20 protein-coding genes are annotated in these 21,272 nt (G+C 71.5%); 6 read left to right on the forward strand and 14 right to left on the reverse strand.

What is annotated here, in order from left to right:
* Window positions 1–9 precede the first annotated feature (9 nt).
* From QM641_RS00635 to QM641_RS00660, 6 genes are all read right to left on the reverse strand, one after another.
* Entirely contained in the window at window positions 10–3,435 is a 3,426-nt protein-coding gene (locus QM641_RS00635; RefSeq protein ID WP_415112391.1) for an error-prone DNA polymerase, read from the reverse strand.
* Window positions 3,435–4,961 carry a DNA polymerase Y family protein gene (locus QM641_RS00640; protein ID WP_415112393.1) on the reverse strand — a complete coding sequence of 509 codons (1,527 nt, stop codon included), beginning with the start codon at window positions 4,959–4,961 and terminating at the stop codon, window positions 3,435–3,437. Before QM641_RS00640 ends, QM641_RS00635 begins: the two co-directional genes overlap by 1 nt.
* On the reverse strand, window positions 4,961–5,701 hold the full coding sequence (locus QM641_RS00645) for a hypothetical protein (RefSeq protein WP_415112395.1): 741 nt from the start codon (window positions 5,699–5,701) through the stop codon (window positions 4,961–4,963). The genes QM641_RS00640 and QM641_RS00645 overlap by 1 nt, the downstream gene beginning before the upstream one ends.
* Before the next feature lie 222 nt (window positions 5,702–5,923).
* Window positions 5,924–7,252 carry a carbohydrate-binding domain-containing protein gene (locus QM641_RS00650; protein WP_415112397.1) on the reverse strand — a complete coding sequence of 443 codons (1,329 nt, stop codon included), beginning with the start codon at window positions 7,250–7,252 and terminating at the stop codon, window positions 5,924–5,926.
* Window positions 7,253–7,427: 175 nt separating this feature from the next.
* Entirely contained in the window at window positions 7,428–8,312 is an 885-nt protein-coding gene (locus QM641_RS00655; protein ID WP_415112399.1) for a M23 family metallopeptidase, read from the reverse strand.
* Between the two features lie 209 nt (window positions 8,313–8,521).
* Window positions 8,522–9,229 (reverse strand): metal-dependent transcriptional regulator, encoded by a 708-nt coding sequence (locus QM641_RS00660; protein ID WP_415112400.1) that lies wholly within the window; start codon window positions 9,227–9,229, stop codon window positions 8,522–8,524.
* 102 nt (window positions 9,230–9,331) lie between these two features.
* Here QM641_RS00660 and serC point away from each other — a divergent pair, with 102 nt between their 5' ends.
* Complete coding sequence (gene serC / locus QM641_RS00665) at window positions 9,332–10,444, forward strand: phosphoserine transaminase (RefSeq protein ID WP_415112401.1); 1,113 nt, start codon at window positions 9,332–9,334, stop codon at window positions 10,442–10,444.
* Window positions 10,445–10,566: 122 nt separating this feature from the next.
* Window positions 10,567–11,853 carry an oligosaccharide MFS transporter gene (locus tag QM641_RS00670; protein ID WP_415112403.1) on the forward strand — a complete coding sequence of 429 codons (1,287 nt, stop codon included), beginning with the start codon at window positions 10,567–10,569 and terminating at the stop codon, window positions 11,851–11,853.
* Window positions 11,854–11,924: 71 nt separating this feature from the next.
* Here QM641_RS00670 and QM641_RS00675 read toward each other — a convergent pair whose 3' ends face one another.
* Together QM641_RS00675 and QM641_RS00680 are read right to left on the reverse strand one after the other, a co-directional pair.
* Window positions 11,925–12,545: a DUF3027 domain-containing protein gene (locus QM641_RS00675; RefSeq protein ID WP_415112405.1), complete on the reverse strand. Its 621-nt coding sequence runs from the start codon at window positions 12,543–12,545 to the stop codon at window positions 11,925–11,927.
* Window positions 12,529–12,912 carry a cold-shock protein gene (locus QM641_RS00680; protein WP_415112407.1) on the reverse strand — a complete coding sequence of 128 codons (384 nt, stop codon included), beginning with the start codon at window positions 12,910–12,912 and terminating at the stop codon, window positions 12,529–12,531. Before QM641_RS00680 ends, QM641_RS00675 begins: the two co-directional genes overlap by 17 nt.
* A 102-nt stretch (window positions 12,913–13,014) precedes the next feature.
* On the opposite strand from QM641_RS00680, the gene QM641_RS00685 reads away from it, so the two are divergent.
* Genes QM641_RS00685 through QM641_RS00695 form a run of 3 tightly spaced genes read left to right on the forward strand, consistent with a single transcriptional unit; the run spans window position 13,015 to window position 16,810 of the window.
* Window positions 13,015–13,287 (forward strand): multidrug ABC transporter ATPase, encoded by a 273-nt coding sequence (locus QM641_RS00685; protein WP_415112409.1) that lies wholly within the window; start codon window positions 13,015–13,017, stop codon window positions 13,285–13,287.
* 1 nt (window position 13,288) lies between these two features.
* Window positions 13,289–15,124 (forward strand): helicase-associated domain-containing protein, encoded by a 1,836-nt coding sequence (locus QM641_RS00690; RefSeq protein ID WP_415112411.1) that lies wholly within the window; start codon window positions 13,289–13,291, stop codon window positions 15,122–15,124.
* Window positions 15,125–15,166: 42 nt separating this feature from the next.
* Window positions 15,167–16,810 carry a DNA repair helicase XPB gene (locus tag QM641_RS00695; RefSeq protein WP_415112413.1) on the forward strand — a complete coding sequence of 548 codons (1,644 nt, stop codon included), beginning with the start codon at window positions 15,167–15,169 and terminating at the stop codon, window positions 16,808–16,810.
* 44 nt (window positions 16,811–16,854) lie between these two features.
* Here QM641_RS00695 and QM641_RS00700 read toward each other — a convergent pair whose 3' ends face one another.
* From QM641_RS00700 to QM641_RS00725, 6 genes are all read right to left on the reverse strand, one after another.
* Window positions 16,855–18,423, reverse strand: coding sequence for an HNH endonuclease signature motif containing protein (locus QM641_RS00700; protein ID WP_415112415.1), 1,569 nt, complete (start codon window positions 18,421–18,423; stop codon window positions 16,855–16,857).
* 110 nt (window positions 18,424–18,533) lie between these two features.
* Window positions 18,534–18,935 carry a GNAT family N-acetyltransferase gene (locus QM641_RS00705; protein WP_415112417.1) on the reverse strand — a complete coding sequence of 134 codons (402 nt, stop codon included), beginning with the start codon at window positions 18,933–18,935 and terminating at the stop codon, window positions 18,534–18,536.
* A 3-nt stretch (window positions 18,936–18,938) separates the two neighbouring features.
* Window positions 18,939–19,274 (reverse strand): YchJ family protein, encoded by a 336-nt coding sequence (locus QM641_RS00710; protein WP_415112419.1) that lies wholly within the window; start codon window positions 19,272–19,274, stop codon window positions 18,939–18,941.
* 5 nt (window positions 19,275–19,279) lie between these two features.
* Window positions 19,280–19,726, reverse strand: a complete 447-nt coding sequence (locus tag QM641_RS00715) for a methyltransferase family protein (RefSeq protein WP_415112421.1) — start codon at window positions 19,724–19,726, stop codon at window positions 19,280–19,282.
* A gap of 23 nt (window positions 19,727–19,749) precedes the next feature.
* Window positions 19,750–20,160, reverse strand: a complete 411-nt coding sequence (locus QM641_RS00720; RefSeq protein ID WP_415112423.1) for a PIN domain-containing protein — start codon at window positions 20,158–20,160, stop codon at window positions 19,750–19,752.
* Window positions 20,160–20,384 carry a type II toxin-antitoxin system VapB family antitoxin gene (locus QM641_RS00725; protein ID WP_415112425.1) on the reverse strand — a complete coding sequence of 75 codons (225 nt, stop codon included), beginning with the start codon at window positions 20,382–20,384 and terminating at the stop codon, window positions 20,160–20,162. The genes QM641_RS00720 and QM641_RS00725 overlap by 1 nt, the downstream gene beginning before the upstream one ends.
* A gap of 71 nt (window positions 20,385–20,455) precedes the next feature.
* Between QM641_RS00725 and QM641_RS00730 the strand changes: the two genes are divergently transcribed.
* Window positions 20,456–21,199, forward strand: coding sequence for a class I SAM-dependent DNA methyltransferase (locus QM641_RS00730; RefSeq protein ID WP_415112427.1), 744 nt, complete (start codon window positions 20,456–20,458; stop codon window positions 21,197–21,199).
* The last annotated feature ends 73 nt before the right edge of the window (window positions 21,200–21,272 follow it).

Consider the following 21,272-nt stretch of genomic DNA (forward strand, 5'->3'; position numbering starts at 1 on the left):
TCACGCAGGTCACTGGAAGTCACGCGAACGATGGCGCACCCCCACGCGCAGGTCCTCGAAGGCGTCGGCGAGGAGGTTCGTGACCCCTTCCGGCGAGCGCTCCAGCATCCCCCGCGCAATGAGGGCCGGCGAATCGCGCAGGATCCGCCGGTACCGGGTCCACACCCCGATCGAGCACACGACGTTCACGAGGCCGTGCTCGTCCTCCAGGTTCAGGAACGTCACCCCGGATGCCGTCGCCGGCCGCTGCCGATGGGTCACCAGTCCCGCGACCTCGACCCTCCGCCCGGTCTCGTGCGCGCGCAGCTCCCGTGAGGCGAGCACGCCGCGCGCGTCCAGCTGGGACCGGTAGTGGGCGAGCGGATGGTCGTCGGTGGAGATGCCCGTCGCCCAGAGGTCCGCGGCGAGCACCTCGTAGCTCGTGGGATCGGGAAACAGCGGCGGCTGGACCGCGACGACCGAGTCGGGGAGGAACTCGACCCGGTCCTGCGCGGCGGATCCTGCGAGCCAGAGCGCCTCCCGCCGGGACAGCCCGAGACAGTCGAACGCCCCGGCGGTGGCGAGCGCCTCCAGGTGCGCCGCGCTCGCCCCGGTGCGGCGCACCAGATCGCGCAGGTCCCGATAGGGGCCGCTCCGCTCGCGCTCGGCGACGATCGCCCCCGCCAGTTCAGAGCCGATGCCCTTCACCCCCGCCAGCCCCAGCCGCACCGCGACGTGGGCGTCGCGGCGGTGCGCGGCGGACTCGTCCGGTGCGGCGGGGTCGAACGGCCCGACCGGGGGCTGCGGGCGCCGCAGACACGAGTCCCGTCCCCGCCGGTTCCCTGCTCCCGGCTCGTCGTCGCGCGGCTCCAGCCCGGCCTCCGCCTGGGAGCGCAGCAGGTCGGGGCGACGCACCTCCACCCCGTGTCGTCGGGCGTCGGAGACGAGGGTCGCGGGTGAGTAGAACCCCATCGGCTGGGACCGCAGCAGCCCTGCCAGGAACGCGCCCGGATAGTGCAGCTTCAGCCACGACGACGCGTAGACCAGCAGCGCGAACGACAGCGAGTGGCTCTCGGCGAACCCGAAGTTCGCGAACGCCTGGATCTTCGCGTAGATCTCGTCGGCGGCATCCCCCACCAGACCGTTGTCGGCCATGCCCGCGTACAGTCGCTGTTTCAGCGACTCGATGCGCTCCACACCGCGTTTGGAGCCCATCGCCCGCCGCAGCAGGTCGGCGTCCTCGCCGCTGAGCCCCCCGATCGCCATCCCCATCTGCATCAGCTGCTCCTGGAAGATCGGGATGCCGAGGGTGCGCTTGAGCACCGGCTCGAGCTTCGGGTGGGCATAGGCGACCGGCTCACGCCCGAGCTTGCGCCGCACATACGGGTGCACGGCACCGCCCTGGATGGGGCCGGGCCGGATGAGGGCGATCTCGATCACGAGGTCGTAGAAGCATCGCGGCTGCAGCCGCGGCAGCAGACCCATCTGCGCGCGCGACTCGACCTGGAACACTCCGATCGAGTCGGCCCGGCACAGCATGTCGTAGACGGCGGCCTCCTCCTTGGGGATGGTCTCCAGCTCCCAGCACTCCCCCGTGGCATCCGCGACCAGGTCGAAGCAGTGCCTCAGGGCGGCGAGCATCCCGAGGCCCAGCAGGTCGAACTTCACCAGGCCCATCCAGGCGGCGTCGTCCTTGTCCCACTGGATGACCGTGCGCTTGTCCATGCGGGCGTGCTCGATCGGCACGACCTCGCCGACCGGGCGGTCGGTGAGCACCATGCCGCCGGAGTGGATGCCGAGGTGCCGCGGGGCCTTCAGCAGCGCGCTCGCGTACGCGAGCACGCGGTCGGGGATGTCGCTGTGTGGAGCCTCCGGCCCCGTGGGCCCACGCTCCACCTGCCTCGACCAGGCGTCCTGCTGACCGGGCGAGTGCCCGAGGGCCTTCGCCATGTCGCGCACGGCGTTCTTCGGCCGGTACTGGATGACGTTCGCCACCTGCGCCGCCCGGTCGCGCCCGTACTCGTCGTACACCCACTGGATGATCTCCTCGCGCCGGCCGGAGTCGAAGTCGACGTCGATATCGGGCTCCTCGTCGCGCAGCGCCGAGAGGAACCGCTCGAACGGCAGGTCGTACAGGATCGGGTCGACGGCGGTGATGCCGAGGAGGTAGCAGACCACGCTGTTGGCGGCCGAGCCCCTCCCCTGGCACAGGATGCCGCGCCGCCGGGCCTCGGCGACGATCCCGTGCACGATGAGGAAATAGCCCGGGAAGTCCTTCTGCTCGATGACCGCCAGCTCGCGCTCGATGCGCGCCCGTTCCCGGTGCCCCGACCGAGGGTAGACGCGCGGCATCGCCTGCTGCACCAGCGCGCGCAGCCACGACATCGGCGTGTGCCCCTCCGGGACGGGGAGCTTCGGCAGGGCGGGCCGGGCCCGGCGCAGCGGAAAGGCGAGCTCGTCGGCCAGCGCGACGGTCCGCTCGACGGCGCCGGGATACCGCCGGAAGCGCCGGGCCATCTCGGCCCCCGACCGCAGGTGCGCTCCGTCGTGGGCGGGCAGCCACCCGTCGAGCTCATCGAGGCTGCGGTTCGCCCGGACGGCGGCGATCGCGGCGGCCAGCTGCACGCGCTCCGGCGCCGCGTAGTGCACGTTGTTGGTCGCCAGCACCGGGAGCCCGCGCTGGGCGGCGAGGGATGCCAGCACGTCGTTGTCGCGCGTGTCCCGGGGGTTCCCGTGGTCGATGAGCTCCACCTCGACCCACCCGAACCGGTCCATGAGCGCATCGAGCGCCGCGCCCGCCGCCTCCGCCCCGCCCGCGGCGAGAGCCCTGCGCACGAACCCCTTGCGGCATCCGGTCAGCACCGCCCAGTGCGGGTCGCCGGGTGCGCCCGCGCGCGCGGCGAGGTCGTCGAGGTCGTAGCGGGGCCTGCCCTTCTCCGCCCCCGCCAGCTGGGCATGGGTGATCGCGCCGGCGAGGCGGTGGTAGCCCTCCTCTCCGCGGGCGAGGACCAGGAGGTGCTCGCCCTCCGGGTCGGGCGCGTGCCGCAGCCGGTCGGCGACCACGCCCTGCTCGGGCAGCCCGAGGGTCAGCTCCGCCCCGAACACGGTCTTCACCGCGAGCCGCTCGGCGGCCTCGGCGAACCGCACGATGCCGTAGAAGCCGTCGTGGTCGGTGATCGCGAGGGCGTGCAGTCCGAGCCGCTCGGCCTCCTCGGCGAGCTCCTCCGGCGAGGAGGCGCCGTCGAGGAACGAGAACGACGAATGGGCGTGCAGCTCGGCGTAGGGCACGGCGTGCTCCGGCCGCTCGATCGGCGGTGGACGGTAGCTCCCCCGCTTGCGCGACCAGCCGGGGCTGTCCCCGCCGTCGGCGCCGGCCGGCACGCCCGTGGGACGCCGCCGGTCGCTGAGCAGCCGCTCCAGCTCCGACCACGGCACAGCGGGGTTGTGCCACCCCATCAGTCGTACCTCCCCTCCGCGTGCCACGCGCCGTTCTCGCAGACCAGCAGCCAGGCGCACTGCTCACAGTCCACGAGCTGGAACCGGTGCGCGCGCCGCGATCGCGCGGCATCCCACCCCCGCTCCACGACCGGCCACGGCCCCGCCCAGGCCTCGACCGCCCTGCGCCGCCCCGCGACGGCCAGCGCAGCGGGCGGGGCGCTCACCTCGCCGCGCTCGTCGACGGCGACCGGATCGCCCGCGGCGTCGGTGACGGCCACCACCGGCGCCGGGGCGAACACCGTCGCCGGCAGCGGGTCGGGCAGGATCCCCGGCCACGGCCGCTCACGCCCCGCCGTGACGGCCCGGTCGCCCCAGGGCACGAGCACCTGACGCTCGGCCAGCCATCGCCCGCCGCCGATGGCCGGGGTGAGCACACCGCGGTGGCCGAGCATCGCCTGCACCCGGGAGAGCGCATGGTGCACGCGCTCCTCGGGACCCGCGCCGAAGAGCGTCGCGACGTGGTGGGATGCCGCATCCACCGCCTCGGGCTCGATCCGCACCCGGGCGACCCCGCTGCCGAGCTCCCCGGCCTCGGCCAGCTGCCAGCGCACCCGGTCGACGACCGCCGCCGCGTCGAACGAGCCCGGATGCAGCCACACGCGGTCGCTGTGCTCGCCCCGGTCGCCGACGACCACGACGCGCAGCTCCGTGCACACCAGACCCGCCTCGCCGAGTCCGGCGACGAACCGGTCCGCAGCGACCCGCATGCCGAACGCGATCTGCTCGGCCAGCTCCAGCGGCGGCTCGAACACGACCTCGCGGTGCAGCTCGGGCGGCGGGGTCCGCGGGGTGACCGGCCGCGAGTCCGCGCCGGCGGCGAGGGCGTGCAGGCGCTCGCCGCGAGGGCCGAACCGCTCGACGAGGCGCTCCGCCTCGAGGGCGGCGACCTCCCCGAGGGTGCGCACGCCCAGCCGTCCGAACAGGTCGGCAAGCTCCGCATCGAGCGCCGTGACCGGCAACGGTGCGAGGAAGGCGGCGGACTCCCCCGGCGGCACGACGAGGACCGGATCGGCACGCCGGGCCGCCTGCTCCGCGGTGAACGGTCCGTCGGCCACCCCCGCGCGCGCCTGCAGAACTCCGGCCTCCTCCAGAGCACCCAGCAGCACGCGCGCCGCGTCGGCCTCGCCCCCGTAGTAGCGGGCGGGACCGCGCGCCCGCAGCGCGCACAGCCCGGGGCGCAGCGGCTGCACCCCCGGCGCGAGCGCCTCGATCCGCGCGAGCAGCGGTGCGAACGCCCGCTGATCGCGCACCGGGTCGCTCTCGACCACGACCAGGCCCGGGCAGCGCGCCTGCGCGTCGCGGCGCCGCTGGCCGCGCCGCACGCCGCCGGCACGTGCGGCGGCCGAGCAGGATGCCACCGATCCGTGCTCCAGCACGGCGATCGGCGCCGCAGGATCGAGTGGGGCGTCACCCTCGCGGGCGAGCGCGACGACGGGCCAGTCGGGCACCCACACCACGAGGCTGCGCACCGGTGCGGCGGCCATCAGCCGGCCTCCCGCATCCACTCGACGGGTCGGAGCGACGGCGCCGGGGAGCCGATCGCCGCGACGGCATCGATGCTCGAGGATCCCCCGATCTCCGGGGCGCGGACCCCGCCGTCGGCCGCGGGCAGCAGCAGCCGTCCTCGCCGGGGTCGCGGGAACCGTCGGCTGGAGACCGTCACGGTCAGCTCCCGCCCGTCGAGATGGCCGTACCCGTCGCCGAGCCCCGACCAGTGCGGCTCGGCGACGTCGATCACCGCCTCGGCCTGCGCCCACGGCCCGTGCACCAGCAGCACCGTGCCGCGATCGCGCAGGCGGGCCGCCAACCGGGAGATGTCGGCATCCCGCACCCGCGAGGCGGGGCGGGCGGCCACGACCGGCAGCACCTCGGCGATCGTCGCCGTCACCGCGAGCCATCGCGGTCCCGGGTCGGGGATCAGCACGAGCCGGGACAGGTCGACCCCGGCCCGTTCGGCGGCCTCGGCCCCCAGCGCGGGCATGCCGACGACTCCGCACCACGACCCCGCCCGCGAGGGCGGCGCCAGCAGCGCGCTCAGCAGCGACATCGAGCCGCCGAGCGAGTACGCGGCCCCCGGACGCAGTCCTCCCCCGGGCAGCAGCCCCGCCAGCGCGGGGGCGACCGGGAGCACGGAGAGGTCCAGCCGGCTCCCCTGCACCCGCTCCAGCTCGGCACGGAGCCGAAGAATCTCGCCGCTGACGGCGCGCACTGCCCGCACGGTCACCCACTTTCCGCATTAGAACATCGATTCTAAGCTCTTCGAAGCAGGATCGAACCTATCTCTTCCCTCCGACATCGCCCTGGGGAGCAGAAGCAGTCGCTCTGAACGAGGCGACGGTCACCGCGTGATCCTTCGAGAACTCTTCACATCCGTCTCGAAAGGAACCACGACGATGACCGTCGCACCCTCCGCTATCCGTGCCGGGGGATCCCGGTGTGGGGACGGCTACCGGTGCAGCACCCCGCGCATCTGACCACCGCTGGCCTGAGCACTACCGCCGGCCCGAGGACCACCGCTCCCGCCGACCTGGGCGCCGCCGCCCTGGGCGCCGCCCGTCCCGCCGGTCTGAGCGCCGCCCGTTCCGCCGGTCGTCCCGCCGGTCTGAGCGCCGCCGCTCGTGCCGCCGGTCGTCCCGCCGGTCTGAGCACCGCCCGCCCCGCCCATCATCTGGTTGGTGAGCTGGGTGACCTGCTGGCCGTTCACGGTGATGGAGCCGCCCGTGAGCGTGCCGGTGCCGTCGTAGTCGAATGCCGACTGCGCGGTGATGGTCAGCGTGCCGCCGGTGATCGTGAGGTCGCCGTTGCTGTCGATCGCGTCGGTGTCGCCTGCGCCCATGACGATGGTGATGTCGCCGCCGTTGATGGTGATGCTCAGGCCGCTCGTGATGATGTCGGACGCCGCGGCGTTGATCCCGTCGTCGGAGGCGGCGAGCGTGATGTCGCCGCCGTCGATCACGATGACCGGCGCTTCGATGCCCTCGACGGAGGCGGGGATGTCGATCGTGCCGCCGGTGATCCAGATCCTCTGCTCGGCCTTGATCGCGTCATCGCCGGAGGTGATCGACAGGGTGCCGCCGCTGATGTTCAGCTGGCCGGCGCCCAGGTCGGTGTCGTTGCTGGACTTGATGCCGTCGCCGGTCGCGCTGATCGTGATCTCGCCGCCGCTGATGTTCAGCGAGTCCTTGCCCCGGATGCCGTCATCGACGCTCGTGACGGCGATCGTTCCGGAGTCGATCCACAGGTCGTCCTTGCCGACGATGCCGTCGGCGAAGTTCGCCGTCACGGTCAGCGCCCCGGTGCCCGTGACGACGAGGCCGTCCGCGGAGTAGATCGCGCCGTCGATGTCCTCGTCGGCGCGCGTGCTCGCATCCGACACGGTGTTCGTGCTGCCGTCGGCGAGCTCCAGGACGACGAGCTCGGCGTTGTCCACCTGGATCGCGGCACCGGTGCCGCTGGCGATGGCGACCCCGTCGAGCACCAGACGCACCGCGCCCTCCGAGTTCACCACGACCTGGCCGGTGGAACTGCCCGACAGCACGTAGGTTCCGGCGTCCGTGATCGTCAGGCCGGCGTCCGTGAGCGTGACATCCGTGGTCGGCAGGCTGCTCCAGTCGACCGCTTCCGCGGTGCTGGCCGTCGTCGCCTGGGCCGAGGTGCTCGCGGTGACGGCTGTCGCGGAGGAGGTCGGCTCGACAGCAGCCACGGCGGCGGTCGAGATGCCGCCGAGAGCGAGTGCCGTGGCCAGCGACCCGCCGATGATCACTTGTCTTTTCATGATGTGCCCTTCCATTGGACGTCGTGTCTTGGAAGATCACTTCACCCTTCACGGCTGCCAAGCACCTATGGCTACCCTTGGCCCGACGTGGGAACTCCGTGGAAGAACCGCGTGGTGGAACGCACAGAGACGTCCGTCGACGGATGCCGCAGCCCGCGGCATCCGCTCTGCAGGCTCAGCCGGCGTTGGCCGTCAGCCAGCTCTCGCCGTTGACGTACGTGCCATTGACGACGACCTCCAGGTGGAGGTGCGTGCCGTAGGCGCGACCGGTGTCGCTGACCTGTCCGATCAGCTGGCCGGCCGTGACGGTGTCGCCCACCGAGACGCGTCGCGAGCCGTAGAGCATGTGCGCGTAGAGGGTCGTGACGTCCTGGCCGCCGATGTTGTGCTGGATCTTGACGTAGACGCCCCAGCCCGGGCCCTCCTCGCTGGAGGCGACGACGACGCCGTCGGCCACCGCGTAGATCGGGGTGCCGCGGGCGACCATGTAGTCGACGCCCTTGTGACCCGCGTACGGCGTGCCGAAGTTGTCGAAGTACGGCAGCGGGCGGCGCACGGAGCCGGACCCGGCCAGCACGAGCGGCAGATCCGAACTGAGGCTCGCGGTCTCACCGCCGGCGGCCAGGCGCGCGGCGAGGGCGGCCTTGGCGGCCTCCTCGGCCTTCTTCGCGGCGATCTCCTCGGGAGTGGTCGCCGAGTATCCGCCCCGCTCGAGCGTGCCGGGCTCGGCCTCGGAGGCGACCACGAGCGACTGCGCGTCGGAGGCGGCGACCTGCTGCAGGGTGACGGCCTCGGCCGACGTGCCGCGCACCGCGGCGAACGCGGGGATCGCGACGGTGGCGACCAGGCCCGCGACGGCGGTCACCGTGAGCAGGCGACGCAGGGGGTGCACGGCGTGCTTCGGCCGGCGCGGCGCACGGGCGCCACTCAGCGCGGTCGTGCGGACCGCGGGAGTCTCGGCATCGACGCGCTGCACGGTTCCGCGGGAGCGAAGCGAGACGGCGTCGCCCGTCCGGCCGGTCTCAGGTGCGTCGATCGACGAGTCGAACTGTTCAGCCAAGCTAATCCTCCGGCGCCTCCGCGTCGTGGACGCTGGTTCGTCGGCACTCAGTGTCGGGCACGTGATGTACGGGTTTCACCGCGTGAACGACGAACCGGAGAGGCAGTTCGCGCGGCGGTCCGGGGGCGGGCTTCTCGCCGTTGGACTCTTGAGAGGCTAGCGGAAGGTAACGACTGTGTCACGCCGAGGTCCGCACGCTCAGGTGATGCTCAGACTCGCTCATAGGCGTCTACGAGGAAGATGTGCGATGCGACCTCGACCGGAAGCTCCAGTCCCTCGTCGTTCCCGTCCATCTGCACGAGGACGTATCCCTCGCTGAACCGATACTGACCGCTCGCCCCCGGCACCACCCCCGCCGACAGCAGCTGCTGCAGCAGCTCAGGGTCGACCTGCACGGGCTCGGCGAGACGTCGGACCGTGCCGGCGACCGGTCCGCCCACGGCCGTGAGCAGGCGGACGAGCCCCACGACACCCTCGTCGAACGTGTGCGCCGGCAGGTCGCCGAGCTGGTCGAGGCCGGGGATCGGGTTGCCGTACGGCGACTCCGTGGGGTGGTCGAGCAGCTCGATGAGCCGGCGTTCGACGAGCTCGCTCATGACGTGCTCCCAGCGGCAGGCCTCCTCGTGCACGTACGCCCAGTCCAGGCCGATGACGTCGCTGAGCAGCCGCTCGGCGAGGCGGTGCTTGCGCATCACGTCGACCGCCTTCTGCCTGCCCTTCTCGGTGAGCTCGAGGCTGCGGTCCTCGGAGACGACCACGAGCCCGTCGCGCTCCATGCGCCCGATCGTCTGCGAGACGGTCGGGCCGGAGTGGCCGAGCCGCTCGGAGATCCGCGCGCGCAGCGGGACGATGTCCTCCTCTTCGAGCTCGAGGATCGTGCGCAGGTACATCTCGGTGGTGTCGATCAGGTCGGTCATGTGCAGCCTCTACGTCCTGGGGTCGGCGTGACCTCCAGCCTATTGGCTGCGGGGGACATCGGCCGGTCGGAGCGCCCGCGGGGGCCGCTCTAGACTCGGGGGATGCCGCACGTGACGCTCCCCCGCGACATCCTGCCCGCCGACGGTCGCTTCGGCTGCGGGCCCGCCCGGATCCGTCCCGCACAGCTGGAAGCCCTCGCCGGGCCGGGGTCGGCGCTGCTGGGCACCTCGCACCGGCAGCGTCCGATCCGTGCGCTCGTGGGTCGGGTGCGCGCGGGCCTCGGCGAGCTCCTGCGGCTTCCCGCGGGCTACGAGATCGTGCTCGGCAACGGCGGGTCGACGGCGTTCTGGGATGCCGCGGCGTTCGGGCTCGTGGAGCGTCGCGCCCAGGCCCTGGTCTTCGGCGAGTTCGGGGCGAAGTTCGCCGCGGCCGCGAGCGCCCCGTGGCTGCAGGCGCCGGACGTGCGCGCCGCCGATCCCGGCACCCGCTGCACCGCGGAGCCCGTCGAGGGCGTGGACGTCTACGCCTGGACGCACAACGAGACCTCCACCGGGGTGTCCGCTCCGGTGGAGCGCGTGCACGGCGACGAGGGCGCGCTCACCGTCATCGACGCCACCAGCGCTGCGGGCGGCCTCGATCTGACGATCTCGGAGTGCGACGCGTACTACTTTGCGCCGCAGAAGAATCTCGGCTCCGACGGCGGCCTGTGGTTCGCGGCGCTCTCCCCGGCCGCGATCGAGCGGATCGAGCGGATCGCGACATCCGACCGCTACATCCCCGCGTTCCTGAGCCTGAAGGACGCGCTCGACAACTCCCGCCAGGACCAGACGCTCAACACCCCGGCCATCGCGACGCTCCAGCTGCTCGACTCGCAAGTCGAATGGATCAACGACCAGGGCGGCCTGCAGTGGGCGAGCACGCGCACGGAGGAGTCCTCGACCGTGCTGTACGAGTGGGCCGAGGCCTCGCCGTTCGCGTCGCCGTTCGTCGCCGACCCCGCTCATCGGTCGTCGGTCGTGGTGACGATCGACGTCGATGAGAGCGTGGATGCCGCGGCCGTCGCGCAGAGCCTGCGCGACAACGGCGTCGTCGACACCGAGCCCTACCGCAAACTCGGGCGCAACCAGCTGCGCATCGCGACGTTCGTCTCGATCGACCCCGACGATGTGCGACGGCTGACGGAGTGCATCGACTACATCGTCGAGCGCCTGTAGCCGGGCGCGTCGCGCGAGCGGCGGCCGCATTCCCACTCAACCTGAGCGTTGCCTGGGAATGCCGCGCTATGCTAGCCTCGGACCTCACACGATTTAGGTTCACTCGACGGAGAGGTCCCCCCATGGCGGCAGCCAAACAGAATCTGTTCAAGAACGGCGCCTACCTGCAAAGCTCGACGACGCTGTTCATCTTCTTCGCCTCCTGGGGCATCTGGTGGTCGTTCTTCTCCACCTGGCTGGACAAGACCCTCGGGCTCAGCGGTGGCGAGATCGGCATGATCTACTCGGTGAACTCGATCACCTCGATGGTGGTGCTGCTGTTCTACGGCATGACGCAGGACCGCCTCGTGCTGCGACGCCACCTCGTGATCACGGCATCCGTCGTGATGGCCTGCCTCGCGCCCTTCGCGATCTGGCTCTACGAGCCGCTGCTGAAGAACGCGTTCGTGCTGGGACTGATCGTCGGGTCCATCTACCTGCCGTTCGGCTACACCGCCGCGGTGGGCCTCATGGAGGCGTTCTCGGAGCGGCTGAGCCGCACCTACGGGTTCGCGTACGGCAGCGCCCGCGGCTGGGGATCGCTCGGCTACGCCGTGGCTGCGCTGTTCACGGGCTTCATCTTCACGGTCAACCCGCACATCAACTTCTACATCGGCTCGGCGCTGGGCGTCATCAGCCTGCTGATCCAGGTCTTCTGGAAGACCGACAAGGTGCCGCTCGCACCGGGGCACAGCGACCACCCGGCCGCACCGACCCTGCACGAGATCGTGTCGGTGCTGAGGTTCAAGCACCTGTGGATCATCATCGGCTTCGTCATCTTCAGCTGGACGTTCTACAACCTGTACGACAACCAGATGTTCCCGAACTTCTACCGGGGCCTGTTCCCGAACGAAGACATCGGCCTGCAGACCTACGGCGTGCTGAACTCGGCGCAGGTCTTCCTCGAGGGCTTCTGCATGATGCTCGTGCCGATCCTGATGCGCAAGGTCGGCGTGCGGAACATCCTGCTCCTGGGCGTCACGGTCATGTGCCTGCGCATCCTCGGCTCCGCGGTCTTCACCGACCCGGTGATCGTGTCGGTCGTCAAGATGTTCCACGCCATCGAGGTGCCGCTGTTCGTGCTCGGCATCTTCCGGTACCTGACGCTGCACTTCCCGTCGGCGCTGTCCGCGACGCTGTACATGGTCGGCTTCGAGATCGCCGCGCAGCTGGGCAGCGCCCTCTTCTCGACGCCGTTCGGCTACATCCGCGACGCGCTCGGCTTCCAGCCCACGTTCCTCGTGATCTCGGGCGTCGTGGCGTGCGCGGGTCTGTGGGCATGGTTCGCACTCAAGAAGGACGACCAGGACGTGCAGGGCGATCCGTTCGTCCGCGACTCCCGTCGCGAGTCGGCCAAGGTCGCCGCGTAGACGTCGTCATCGACGCACGCGCCCCCGGTCCCGCAAGGGATCGGGGGCGCTTGCGTGAGCGGACGCGGTGCTCAGTCCGCGTCGTCGCCCTCGGGGTCTTCGGGGTCGCCGTCCTCGGGGTCTTCGCCATCCTCGAACTCGGCGTCCTCGTCGAGGGCGTCGGCGTCCTCGTCGAGCTCATCGATGTCCACGCCGTCGACATCGCCCGAGTGCAGCAGCGGGGAGCCGTCGGCATCGAAGTCGGCGGCATCCAGGTCGACCACGTCGGCGAGATCGTCGGCGAGATCGTCACCGGCCTCGACGTCGTCGCCGGCGCCGTCATCGTCGGATGCCGCGACCCCGCCGTCGTCGCTCGACTCGGCGAGCGCGGCCTGGGCCGCCTGGTACTCAGCCAGTCGCACCGCCCACGGCACCCACTCCGGCGCGAGCAGTGCACCGTCGCCGGGCAGCAGCTCGACCTCCAGCACCGTGGGCTCGGCGCCCTCGACGACCGCGACGCTCACCGTCCAGAACCATCCGGGGTAGCCCGGAAGGCGGTTCTGGAACCGCAGCGAGACCACGCCGTCGTCCTCGATGGTGTGCCCGACCGGATCGCCGACGGTCGCCGCCGGGGTGATCTCGCCCAACGCGGCGCGCGCCAGGTCGTGCGCGTTCAGCAGGCGCTCGTCGGCCGGCTCAAGCGTCGAGCTCATCGGCCACCTTGCGCAGAACCGCGGCGACCTTCTTGCTGTGCACGCCGCTGGGGTAACGGCCGCGACGGAGGTCCGCGCCGATGCCGTCGAGGAGGCCGACGAGGTCCTCCACGATCACCGCCATGTCGTCGGCGGGCTTGCGACTGCGTTTGGCGAGGCTGACCGGAGCCTCCAGCACGCGCACCGCGAGCGCTTGCAGTCCACGTTTGCCGTCGGCGACGCCGAAATCGAGCCGAGTACCGGGCTTGAGCCCGGTAGTGCCCGCAGGAAGGGCCGTGGCGTGCAGGAAGACATCCTGGCCGTCATCGGTGGTGATGAAGCCGAAACCCTTCTCGTCGTCGTAGAACCTGACCTTGCCGGTGGGCATCGTGACCTCGCTGCGTCGGCCCGCGTCGCGGGCATGCTACCGGGGCCGATCCGGCCCCTCCTCAAGCCTACGGCACCACTGCGACGCAGTAGGCTGAGGCGGATGAGCACGCGCAACCACGGCGACGACGTTCCGGTCCGCAGGATCGACCGCATCCTCGCGTTCATGTCGCTCGGGCTGCTGGTGCTGGCGATCGGCTGCTTCTTCGCGATCCTCCTGGGCACCGCCGCCGGCATGAAGCACGACGACTTCGCCGGCGGGCTGTGGCCCGCGGTCGGCACGACCGTCTACATCGCCCCGATCGTCGCGTTCGTGATGCTGGCCACCGTGCTGGTCATGACCTTCGTGCGGAGGGCACGGGCCAACAGGCGCTGACATGGCGGTCTCGGATGCGCGCGGTTTCGCCGATCAGCTCGCGGCACGGGGCGACGACGACCTCGCCCGGCTGCTCCAGGTGCGCCGGGTGCCGCCGTCGGCGGCGTGGGCCGACTTCTTCGACGCCGCCGAGGCGATGCTCGAGCCCGCCTCGCTCGCGTGGGGCCTTGCCGCACTGACCCGCGCCGAGGCCGATGCGCTCGCCGAGGCGCTGCGCACCGGCGCGCCGGTCGCCGAGGGCCCCGCGCGCGACGCGCTGGCCGCGTACGGGCTCGGCAACGCCGACGGCATCCCGTTCGCCGCGGTCGCACGCGCGTGGCCGCCCGGCCCGGTTGACGGGTCCGACCGCGACACGCCGGCCGAGGGCGAGAACCCGGCCGAGGGCGCGCAGCCGGCCACGGAGGATGCGCCGGCCACGGACGACAAGCCCACCCCAGGCGACGAACCCGCCACCGGCGACACGCCCGCCACGGACAAGAGCGACGCGCCGTCCGCCGAGAGCGACGCGCACGCGGCGGAACGCGCGTTCGCGGCATCGGCGGCGCTCGCTGAGATCCTGCAGCTCGCGCTCGCGGCCCCGTTGGCGCGCGTCGGCTCCGGCACCCTGGGCGCCGCCGACCGCCGCCGCCTCGTCGACTCCGGCGCGGTCCAGGACGGCGACGAGGCCGAGGAGCTTCTGGCGATCGCCGACCTCGCCGGGCTCGTCGCATCCGTGGACCGACGCTGGCTCGTCACCGAAGCGGGCCGCGCGTGGACGCACGAGGGCGCGGTGCGCCGCTGGCACCTCGTCGCCCGCGCCGTGCGCGACGCGCTCCCCGACGGGGTGCGCGTTCGCGACGCAGGATGGATGCCGCTCGCGCAGTGGCGCGGAGCCTACCCGTTCGACCTGACCTGGCCGGACCGCAGCGATCGTCTTCGCGCGCTGCTGCGCCGGTGGGCGATGGTCATCGGCGACACGCCGCCGGCGTGGGCGGCGGGCCTGGCCGCGGGCGAGGGTGCCGACGAGCAGGCTCTGCAGGCGCTCGTGCCGTCGGAGGTCGACCGCCTCTACCTGCAGAACGACCTGACCGCGATCGCACCGGGGCCACTCGCCCCGCAGCTGGACGTGCGGCTGCGGATGATGGCGCGGCGTGAGTCGCGCGCGCAGGCGTCGATGTACCGGTTCACGGCCGAGACGATCGATGCGGCCCTGGCCGCCGGTGAGACCGCTGCGTCACTGCGGGCGTTCCTCGGGTCGCTGTCGCTGACGGGCCTGCCGCAACCCCTCGCCTACGAGATCGACCGGGCCGCCGCGCGGCACGGGAGCCTGCGTGTCGGCCCGGACGCGTCAGGGCGCACGCGCGTGTCGGGAGACGCAGAGCTGCTGCAGACCGCTGTGGTCGACCAGTCGCTGCGGCCGCTCGGGCTCATCACCGACGCGGACGGGACCCTGGTGACCCGCACCGCGCCGGAGACGGCATTCTGGATGCTCGCCGACGCGCGCTACCCGGTCGTCGCGGTCGACGTGGACGGTATGACGCGCGTGCTCGATCGCCACCGCCTCGCGCCGTCGACCCCCGGCCCCGACGCCGGTGACGTCTACCGGCCCCTCATCGACCGACTGCGAGCTGCACACGGCGAGGATGCCGACGCGGCCTGGCTGGGCCGCGAGCTCGAGCACGCCGTGCGCACGCGCGCCGTCATGACCGTGGTCGTGCGGCTGCCGGACGGCTCCGAACGACCGTTCACGATGGAGGTGACCGGCCTCGGCGGCGGGCGCCTGCGCGGCCGTGACCAGGGCGCCGACGTCGAGCGCACGCTCCCGGTCGCCAGCATCGTGAGCATCCGCTCCGCGTAGGCCGGCGCGCACGGTGCGGTGCCGCCGGTAGAATCGAACGCTATGGCTGACGGCCCCCTCATCGTGCAGAGCGATCGCACCGTGCTCCTGGAGGTCGCGCATCCGGATGCCGAGACCGCGCGCCACGAGCTCGCGATCTTCGCCGAGCTGGAGCGCGCCCCCGAGCACATCCACACCTACCGCATCACACGGCTCGGCCTGTGGAACGCGCGGGCGGCCGGCCACGACGCCGACGACATGCTCGCCGCGCTCGAGCGCTGGTCGCGGTTCCCGGTGCCTCCGTCGGTATCGATCGACGTGCGTGAGACCGTGGGACGCTACGGCCGGCTCGTGATCGAGCGCGACGCCGAGGGTGCTCTGATCCTCCGCTCGACGGATGCCGCGGTGCTGGCCGAGGTCGCCCGCAACAAGCGCATCCAGCCGCTGCTGATCGGCCATCCCTCCCCCGGCGCATACGTCGTGGACCCGTGGGCGCGCGGGCACATCAAGCAGGAGCTGCTGAAGATCGGCTGGCCCGCGGAGGACCATGCCGGTTACACGCCCGGCACGCCGCACGAGATCGAGCTGCGCGAGGACGGCTGGACCCTCCGTCCCTACCAGCGGCAGGCCGTCGACATCTTCAGCGAGGGCGGGTCCGGGGTCGTGGTGCTGCCCTGCGGCGCCGGCAAGACCCTGGTCGGGGCCGCCGCGATGGCGCGCACCAAGACGACCACCCTCGTGCTCGTGACGAACACGGTCAGCGCTCGGCAGTGGCGGGACGAGCTGCTCACCCGTACCTCGCTCACGCCGGAGGAGATCGGCGAGTACTCCGGGCAGCTGAAGGAGATCCGGCCGGTCACGATCGCGACCTACCAGATCCTCACCGCGAAGCGGAAGGGGCAGTATGCGCACCTCGCGCTGCTCGACGCCCTGGACTGGGGGCTCATCGTCTACGACGAGGTGCACCTGCTCCCGGCGCCGGTCTTCAAGCTCACGGCCGACCTCCAGGCCCGGCGCCGCCTGGGCCTGACGGCCACGCTCGTGCGGGAGGACGGGCGCGAGGGCGATGTCTTCAGCCTTATCGGCCCCAAGCGCTTCGACGCCCCGTGGAAGCAGATCGAGGCGCAGGGGTTCATCTCGCCCGCGGTCTGCTACGAGGTGCGCGTCGACCTGCCCCCGGACGATCGGCTGGAGTATGCCGCAGCCCCCGACGACGCGCGGTACCGCCTGGCGGCGACGGCCGCAGCGAAGATCGACGTCGTCCGCGACCTCGTCGCACGGCATCCCGGCGAGCAGATCCTCGTGATCGGTCAGTACCTCGACCAGATCGGCGAGCTCGCCGACGCGCTCGACGCCCCGCAGATCACGGGGACGACGCCGGTCGATGAGCGCGAGCTGCTCTACAGCGCGTTCCGGCAGCGGAAGATCCCGCTCCTGGTGGTCTCGAAGGTCGCGAACTTCTCGATCGACCTCCCCGAAGCATCCGTCGCCATCCAGGTGTCGGGGACCTTCGGCTCCCGCCAGGAAGAGGCCCAACGGCTCGGGCGCCTCCTGCGCCCGACCTCCGACGGCACCACGGCGAGCTTCTACACCCTCATCGCGCGGGACACCATCGACCAGGACTTCGCGCAGAACCGTCAGCGATTCCTCGCCGAGCAGGGGTACTCGTACACGATCCTCGACGCCGACGAGGTCCGCGCCGCGTAGCTTCCGACAATGCGTCGCACGGCGGGCAGCGCACATCGGGCCGTTCATGCGGCGGCACCGACCGAACCAGGCCTGAACCGGCGCGGCGGCGGATCCAGATCGGCCCATGCGTAGGCGAGCGCCAGTCTCGGTTTCATGACGATGGGGCGACCCGTGCCGGGCGGGGGATGCAGCACGAACTCGCCGAGTCCCTCCCGAGTGATGCGCCACCCGCCGTTGTGCAGCACCATATGATGAAACCGGCAGAGGAGAATTCCCCGGTCGACATCGGTTGCTCCGCCTTCGCTGACGTGGTCGATGTGATGGGACTCGCAGTACGACGCGGGCCGGTCGCACCTCGGCCACCGGCATCCTCCATCCCGTGCTGCAAGCGTGACCTTCTGCCGTGCGCTGAACAGTCGTGCCTCCCTGCCCAGATACAGCGGGTTCCCGTCGCGGTCGACCGTGAACTCCGTGGTTCCGGTGTCGCACGCCTGCATGAGAGCCACCCACCCGGGCACCGTCGTCAGGTCGTCCTCCACGACCGCGGCTGTCGCGACACCGGCTCCGGCCTTCTCGATCGTGTCGGCGGTGGCGATCACCCGCACGCCCGCCTGCTTGGTCCCGAACACGCTCGCCGCATCGGCGAGAGAACCGGCGCGGAGGGTGTCGATGATCAGGTCGTACACGAGCTGGTCGTTCGTCCTGGGGTCGTCGGTCAGCTCCTGCGCGCGAGCCTTCTCGTCGGGATCGACGAACCGAGGACCGCCTCGGCGGGGACGCATCGCCGCCTGGATCAACGCGATCACCCACGATCCGCCGTGCGGGTCGAAGACGAACGAGCCACGGCGCACACCGTCGCGGTCGGTCCACACGCGGAACGACCGGCGCTCGAACTGCTCGGTGAATCGCCGCTCGGCGCCCTCGGGATCGAGCAGATCGCGCACCGTCCGCGCCGCGACGCCCAGTTCCTCCACCGTCCGATGCGCAGCCTCCGCGATGAGCTCTGCCGCCGCCGTCGACCACGCCTCTTCGGCGGCGCGGTTCGCCGCCGTCGTGCACCGCTCGCAGGGGTCGTCGATCGTCGCGCGCCCCGCTCCGCACGCGCACACGATGTCAGCCGGGTTCGCGGTCGGGGGCTCCCCCAGTCCGCGCCGGATCACGTCATGCTGCGTCGCGGAGATCGTCCCCACCAGCTGTGCCTCCGACAACGGCGTGTGCCACGGCGCGCGGACGGCCGCGGCCACCTCCTCGCCGAGCAGACGATCGTCATCGGGCTCTCGCGGCGCGGCCGCTTCCAGCAGCGACTCCCCCAACCGCACCGTCTTGGCCGCATCGGCGCGAGAACCACCCGTGATCTCCTGCACCAGCGAGACCACGTTGCGATGCCCCCGCTTCTGCGTGAGCCCTCCGTGTCCGTGCTCGCGCGTCGACCTCGCCCCAGCGACCCCTGAGGCGACGATCCGCAGAGTCTCCGCCAGCCGGCAGATGGCCGTGGTCTGCGCCAGCACCGCGACGACGCCGTCGTCGTCGAGCCCGTTCACGACACGACCGAACTCGTCGACCGACACGCGGTCGCCGAGCAGCGCCCGCAGGTCGTCGACCTCTCGCGCCATCTCCGTGAAGAACTCCATAGCTGAAGCATCTCACCAACCACCGACATTCGTATTTCCGTACGAGCCCGCGAGTGCGCGAAAAGATCACAAGACGATAACGAATCGAAGCCCGCCCGAATCGCAGGCGGTCAGAGAAGCCGGAGCAGTCCCGCAACCGTCGGACGGAATCCGCATCCCTCCAGGTAGAAGCCCGCGAGAGGCGCCTCGAAGTCCACGTGCAACCACTCGCAGCCGTGCGCGCGAGCCTCGGCGGCCGCAACGTCGACGAGCCTCTGACCGATCCCCTCGCCCTGGCGATCGGGAGAGACGACCGTGTCGAGGAGGAACGCGTGGACGCCGCCGTCGCCGACGACGTTCACGAAGCCCACCAGCCCCGACTCGTCCTCGGCGGTGACCCACAGCAGGCTGTGCCGGTGCAGGCGCACCGACCACGGCGTCGACGCCGCCGAGCCGGAACCGAACGCGCGGCGGTGCAGGTCGGACAGCCGCTCGTCATCGACGGCCGGTGAGACGCGGAACTCCAGCGGCATCCGTCACCTGCTCCCCTCGGATGGCGCGATATCGCCGTCCAGATAGAACCAGCGTCCGTCCTCGCGCACGAAGCGGGAGCGTTCGTGCAGGATGCCGACGCCGCCGCCGTCGGCGAGGAACGTCGCGCGGAACTCCACGACGCCGGAGGCATCGGCGACCCCGCCGCGCTCGGTGGCGACGATCTGCAGTCCGCGCCAGCGCGGGTTGTCCGTCAGATCGAGGTCTGCGGGCCGGGTCGACGGATGCCACGTGCGCAGCAACCAGGCGGCATCCGCCCGCCGGAACGCCTCGAACCGGGAACGCATGAGCTCCTCGGCGGTCCGCGGCTCGTCGATCATCCGCCCTACCCCAGCCACCGCGGCACGCGCGAGCGGTACCGGTCGTAGCGCCGCCCGAAGCGCGCGCGAAGCGCCGCCTCCTCGCTGGGGATCTGCATCCGGTCGATGACCGCGACGAACCCGACGGCGGGGAGAAGCGCCCACCACGAGCGCCGGTAGACGGCATGGGCGACGAGCAGGCCGGTCAGCGCGACGTACATCGGGTTGCGCGTGAACCGGAACGGACCGCCGGTGACGAGCGCCGAAGCCCGGTCCGGATGCTCGGGGTCGATCGTCGTGCGAGCGTGCGCGAACTCCGAGACCGCGGCGAACGCGACGGCTCCGGCCGCGCCGGCCAAGAGGCTGGCAGCGGTCGCCGATGCCGTGGTGGCCCGCCGCCGCCTCACGATCACGAGCTGCGCCGCGGCGGTCGCCGCCGCCCACACGGGAGGAGGAAGAGGAGTCTTCGTCATGCCTCGACGCTAACCCGACTGCACTACTGTCCTGGCATCCAGACCCGCAGCGGGATACACGCGGCGGCGTGGACGAAGTCGCGGTCGGTCGTGAGCAGCGTCAACTCATGCGCGATCGCGAGTTGCGCGAGAAGCGAGTCGACCGCGCCGAGATGGACACCGTGCCTGCGACAGGCGTTGCGCAGCTCTGCCGCCGCCTCGTAGTCCGCCCAGCGCGGTTCGACGGACTCCAGCACGCCGAGGTCTGCGCAGATCGTCTGCTGCGCGCGCTCGGGCACGAAGCCACGCAGTAGTTCGAGCAGAATGATTCCGGTGGTCACGACGGCATCGCCGCCGCCGAGCGCTTCGCGCAGAGCGCGAACCTCGGGCACATCGGGCAGGGCATCACGCCGGTAGGCGAGCGACCACACGCTCGTGTCCACGAGCAGCGGCATCAGCTCGCGGCCCCGCTCCGGCGTTCACGAGCGGCGCGGTCGGCCTTGTAGTCGTAGCCCTCGTCCCAGTCGAAGGAACCGAAGTGCGCCACGATCTTCGCCTGCTCTCGTCGCGCGATGTACTCCTCGAGCGCCACCGTGACAGTCGCCTTCTTCGTGCGCTCGCCACCGGCCTTGAGTGCGCGGTCCAGGAGGACCGGGTCGATCCCCAGGTTCGTCGCCATGTGCGCCTCCTTACACAGGACTCTACACATCACTGCGGGTCATGATGCCGGAAGGATGCCAGGATGACCGCATGGACGACGAAGACGTGCCGAGCGACCTGTGGACCGAGGTGCAGGCGGATACCTACGACGACGCGACGGACGGCCCGTTCTCTCCGGCGGTGATCGAGCGGACGAGCAGCTTCCTGGCGGAACTGGCCGGTTCCGGACCCGCACTGGAGTTCGCCATCGGCACCGGCCGGATCGCGATCCCGCTCAGCGGCAAGGGCGTCGCCGTTCAGGGCATCGAATACTCGGAAGCCATGGCGAACGTCCTCAGGCGCAAGACGACCGGCATCCCGGTGGTCATCGGCGACATGGCGACCACCGAGGTCGACGGCGACTTCACGCTCGTGTATCTCGTGTTCAACACCATCGGCAACCTCTACACCCAGCAGGCCCAGGTGCAGTGCTTCCGCAACGCCGCGAAGCACCTGAGGCCGGGAGGACGCTTCGTCGTCGAGGTGGGAGTACCGCCGCTGCGCTCACTGCCACCGGGACAGTCCGCGGTCCCATTCGCAGTCGCGGAGGACCATGTCGGCCTGGACACGTTCGATCTATCGACACAGCGCGCCGTCTCGCACCACTACCTCCGCCGGGCAGACGGCGCCTTCCGGTATGCGCCTCACAACTACCGGTACGTCTGGCCCTCCGAGCTCGACCTCATGGGCCAGCTCGCAGGGCTTGAGCTCGAGGCTCGCTACGCGGACTGGGACCGCGCGCCGTTCGACTCCGAGAGCACCTCGCACGTCTCGGTATGGCGGAAGCCGGGCTGACCGCGCCGTGCCGGTCGCGCACGGTCACGACCATCCGGACAGCGCCGTGCCGGGCTGGAGGCAGGTCCGAGCC

This window comes from Microbacterium sp. (assembly GCF_047605725.1).
GTDB lineage: Bacteria > Actinomycetota > Actinomycetes > Actinomycetales > Microbacteriaceae > Microbacterium.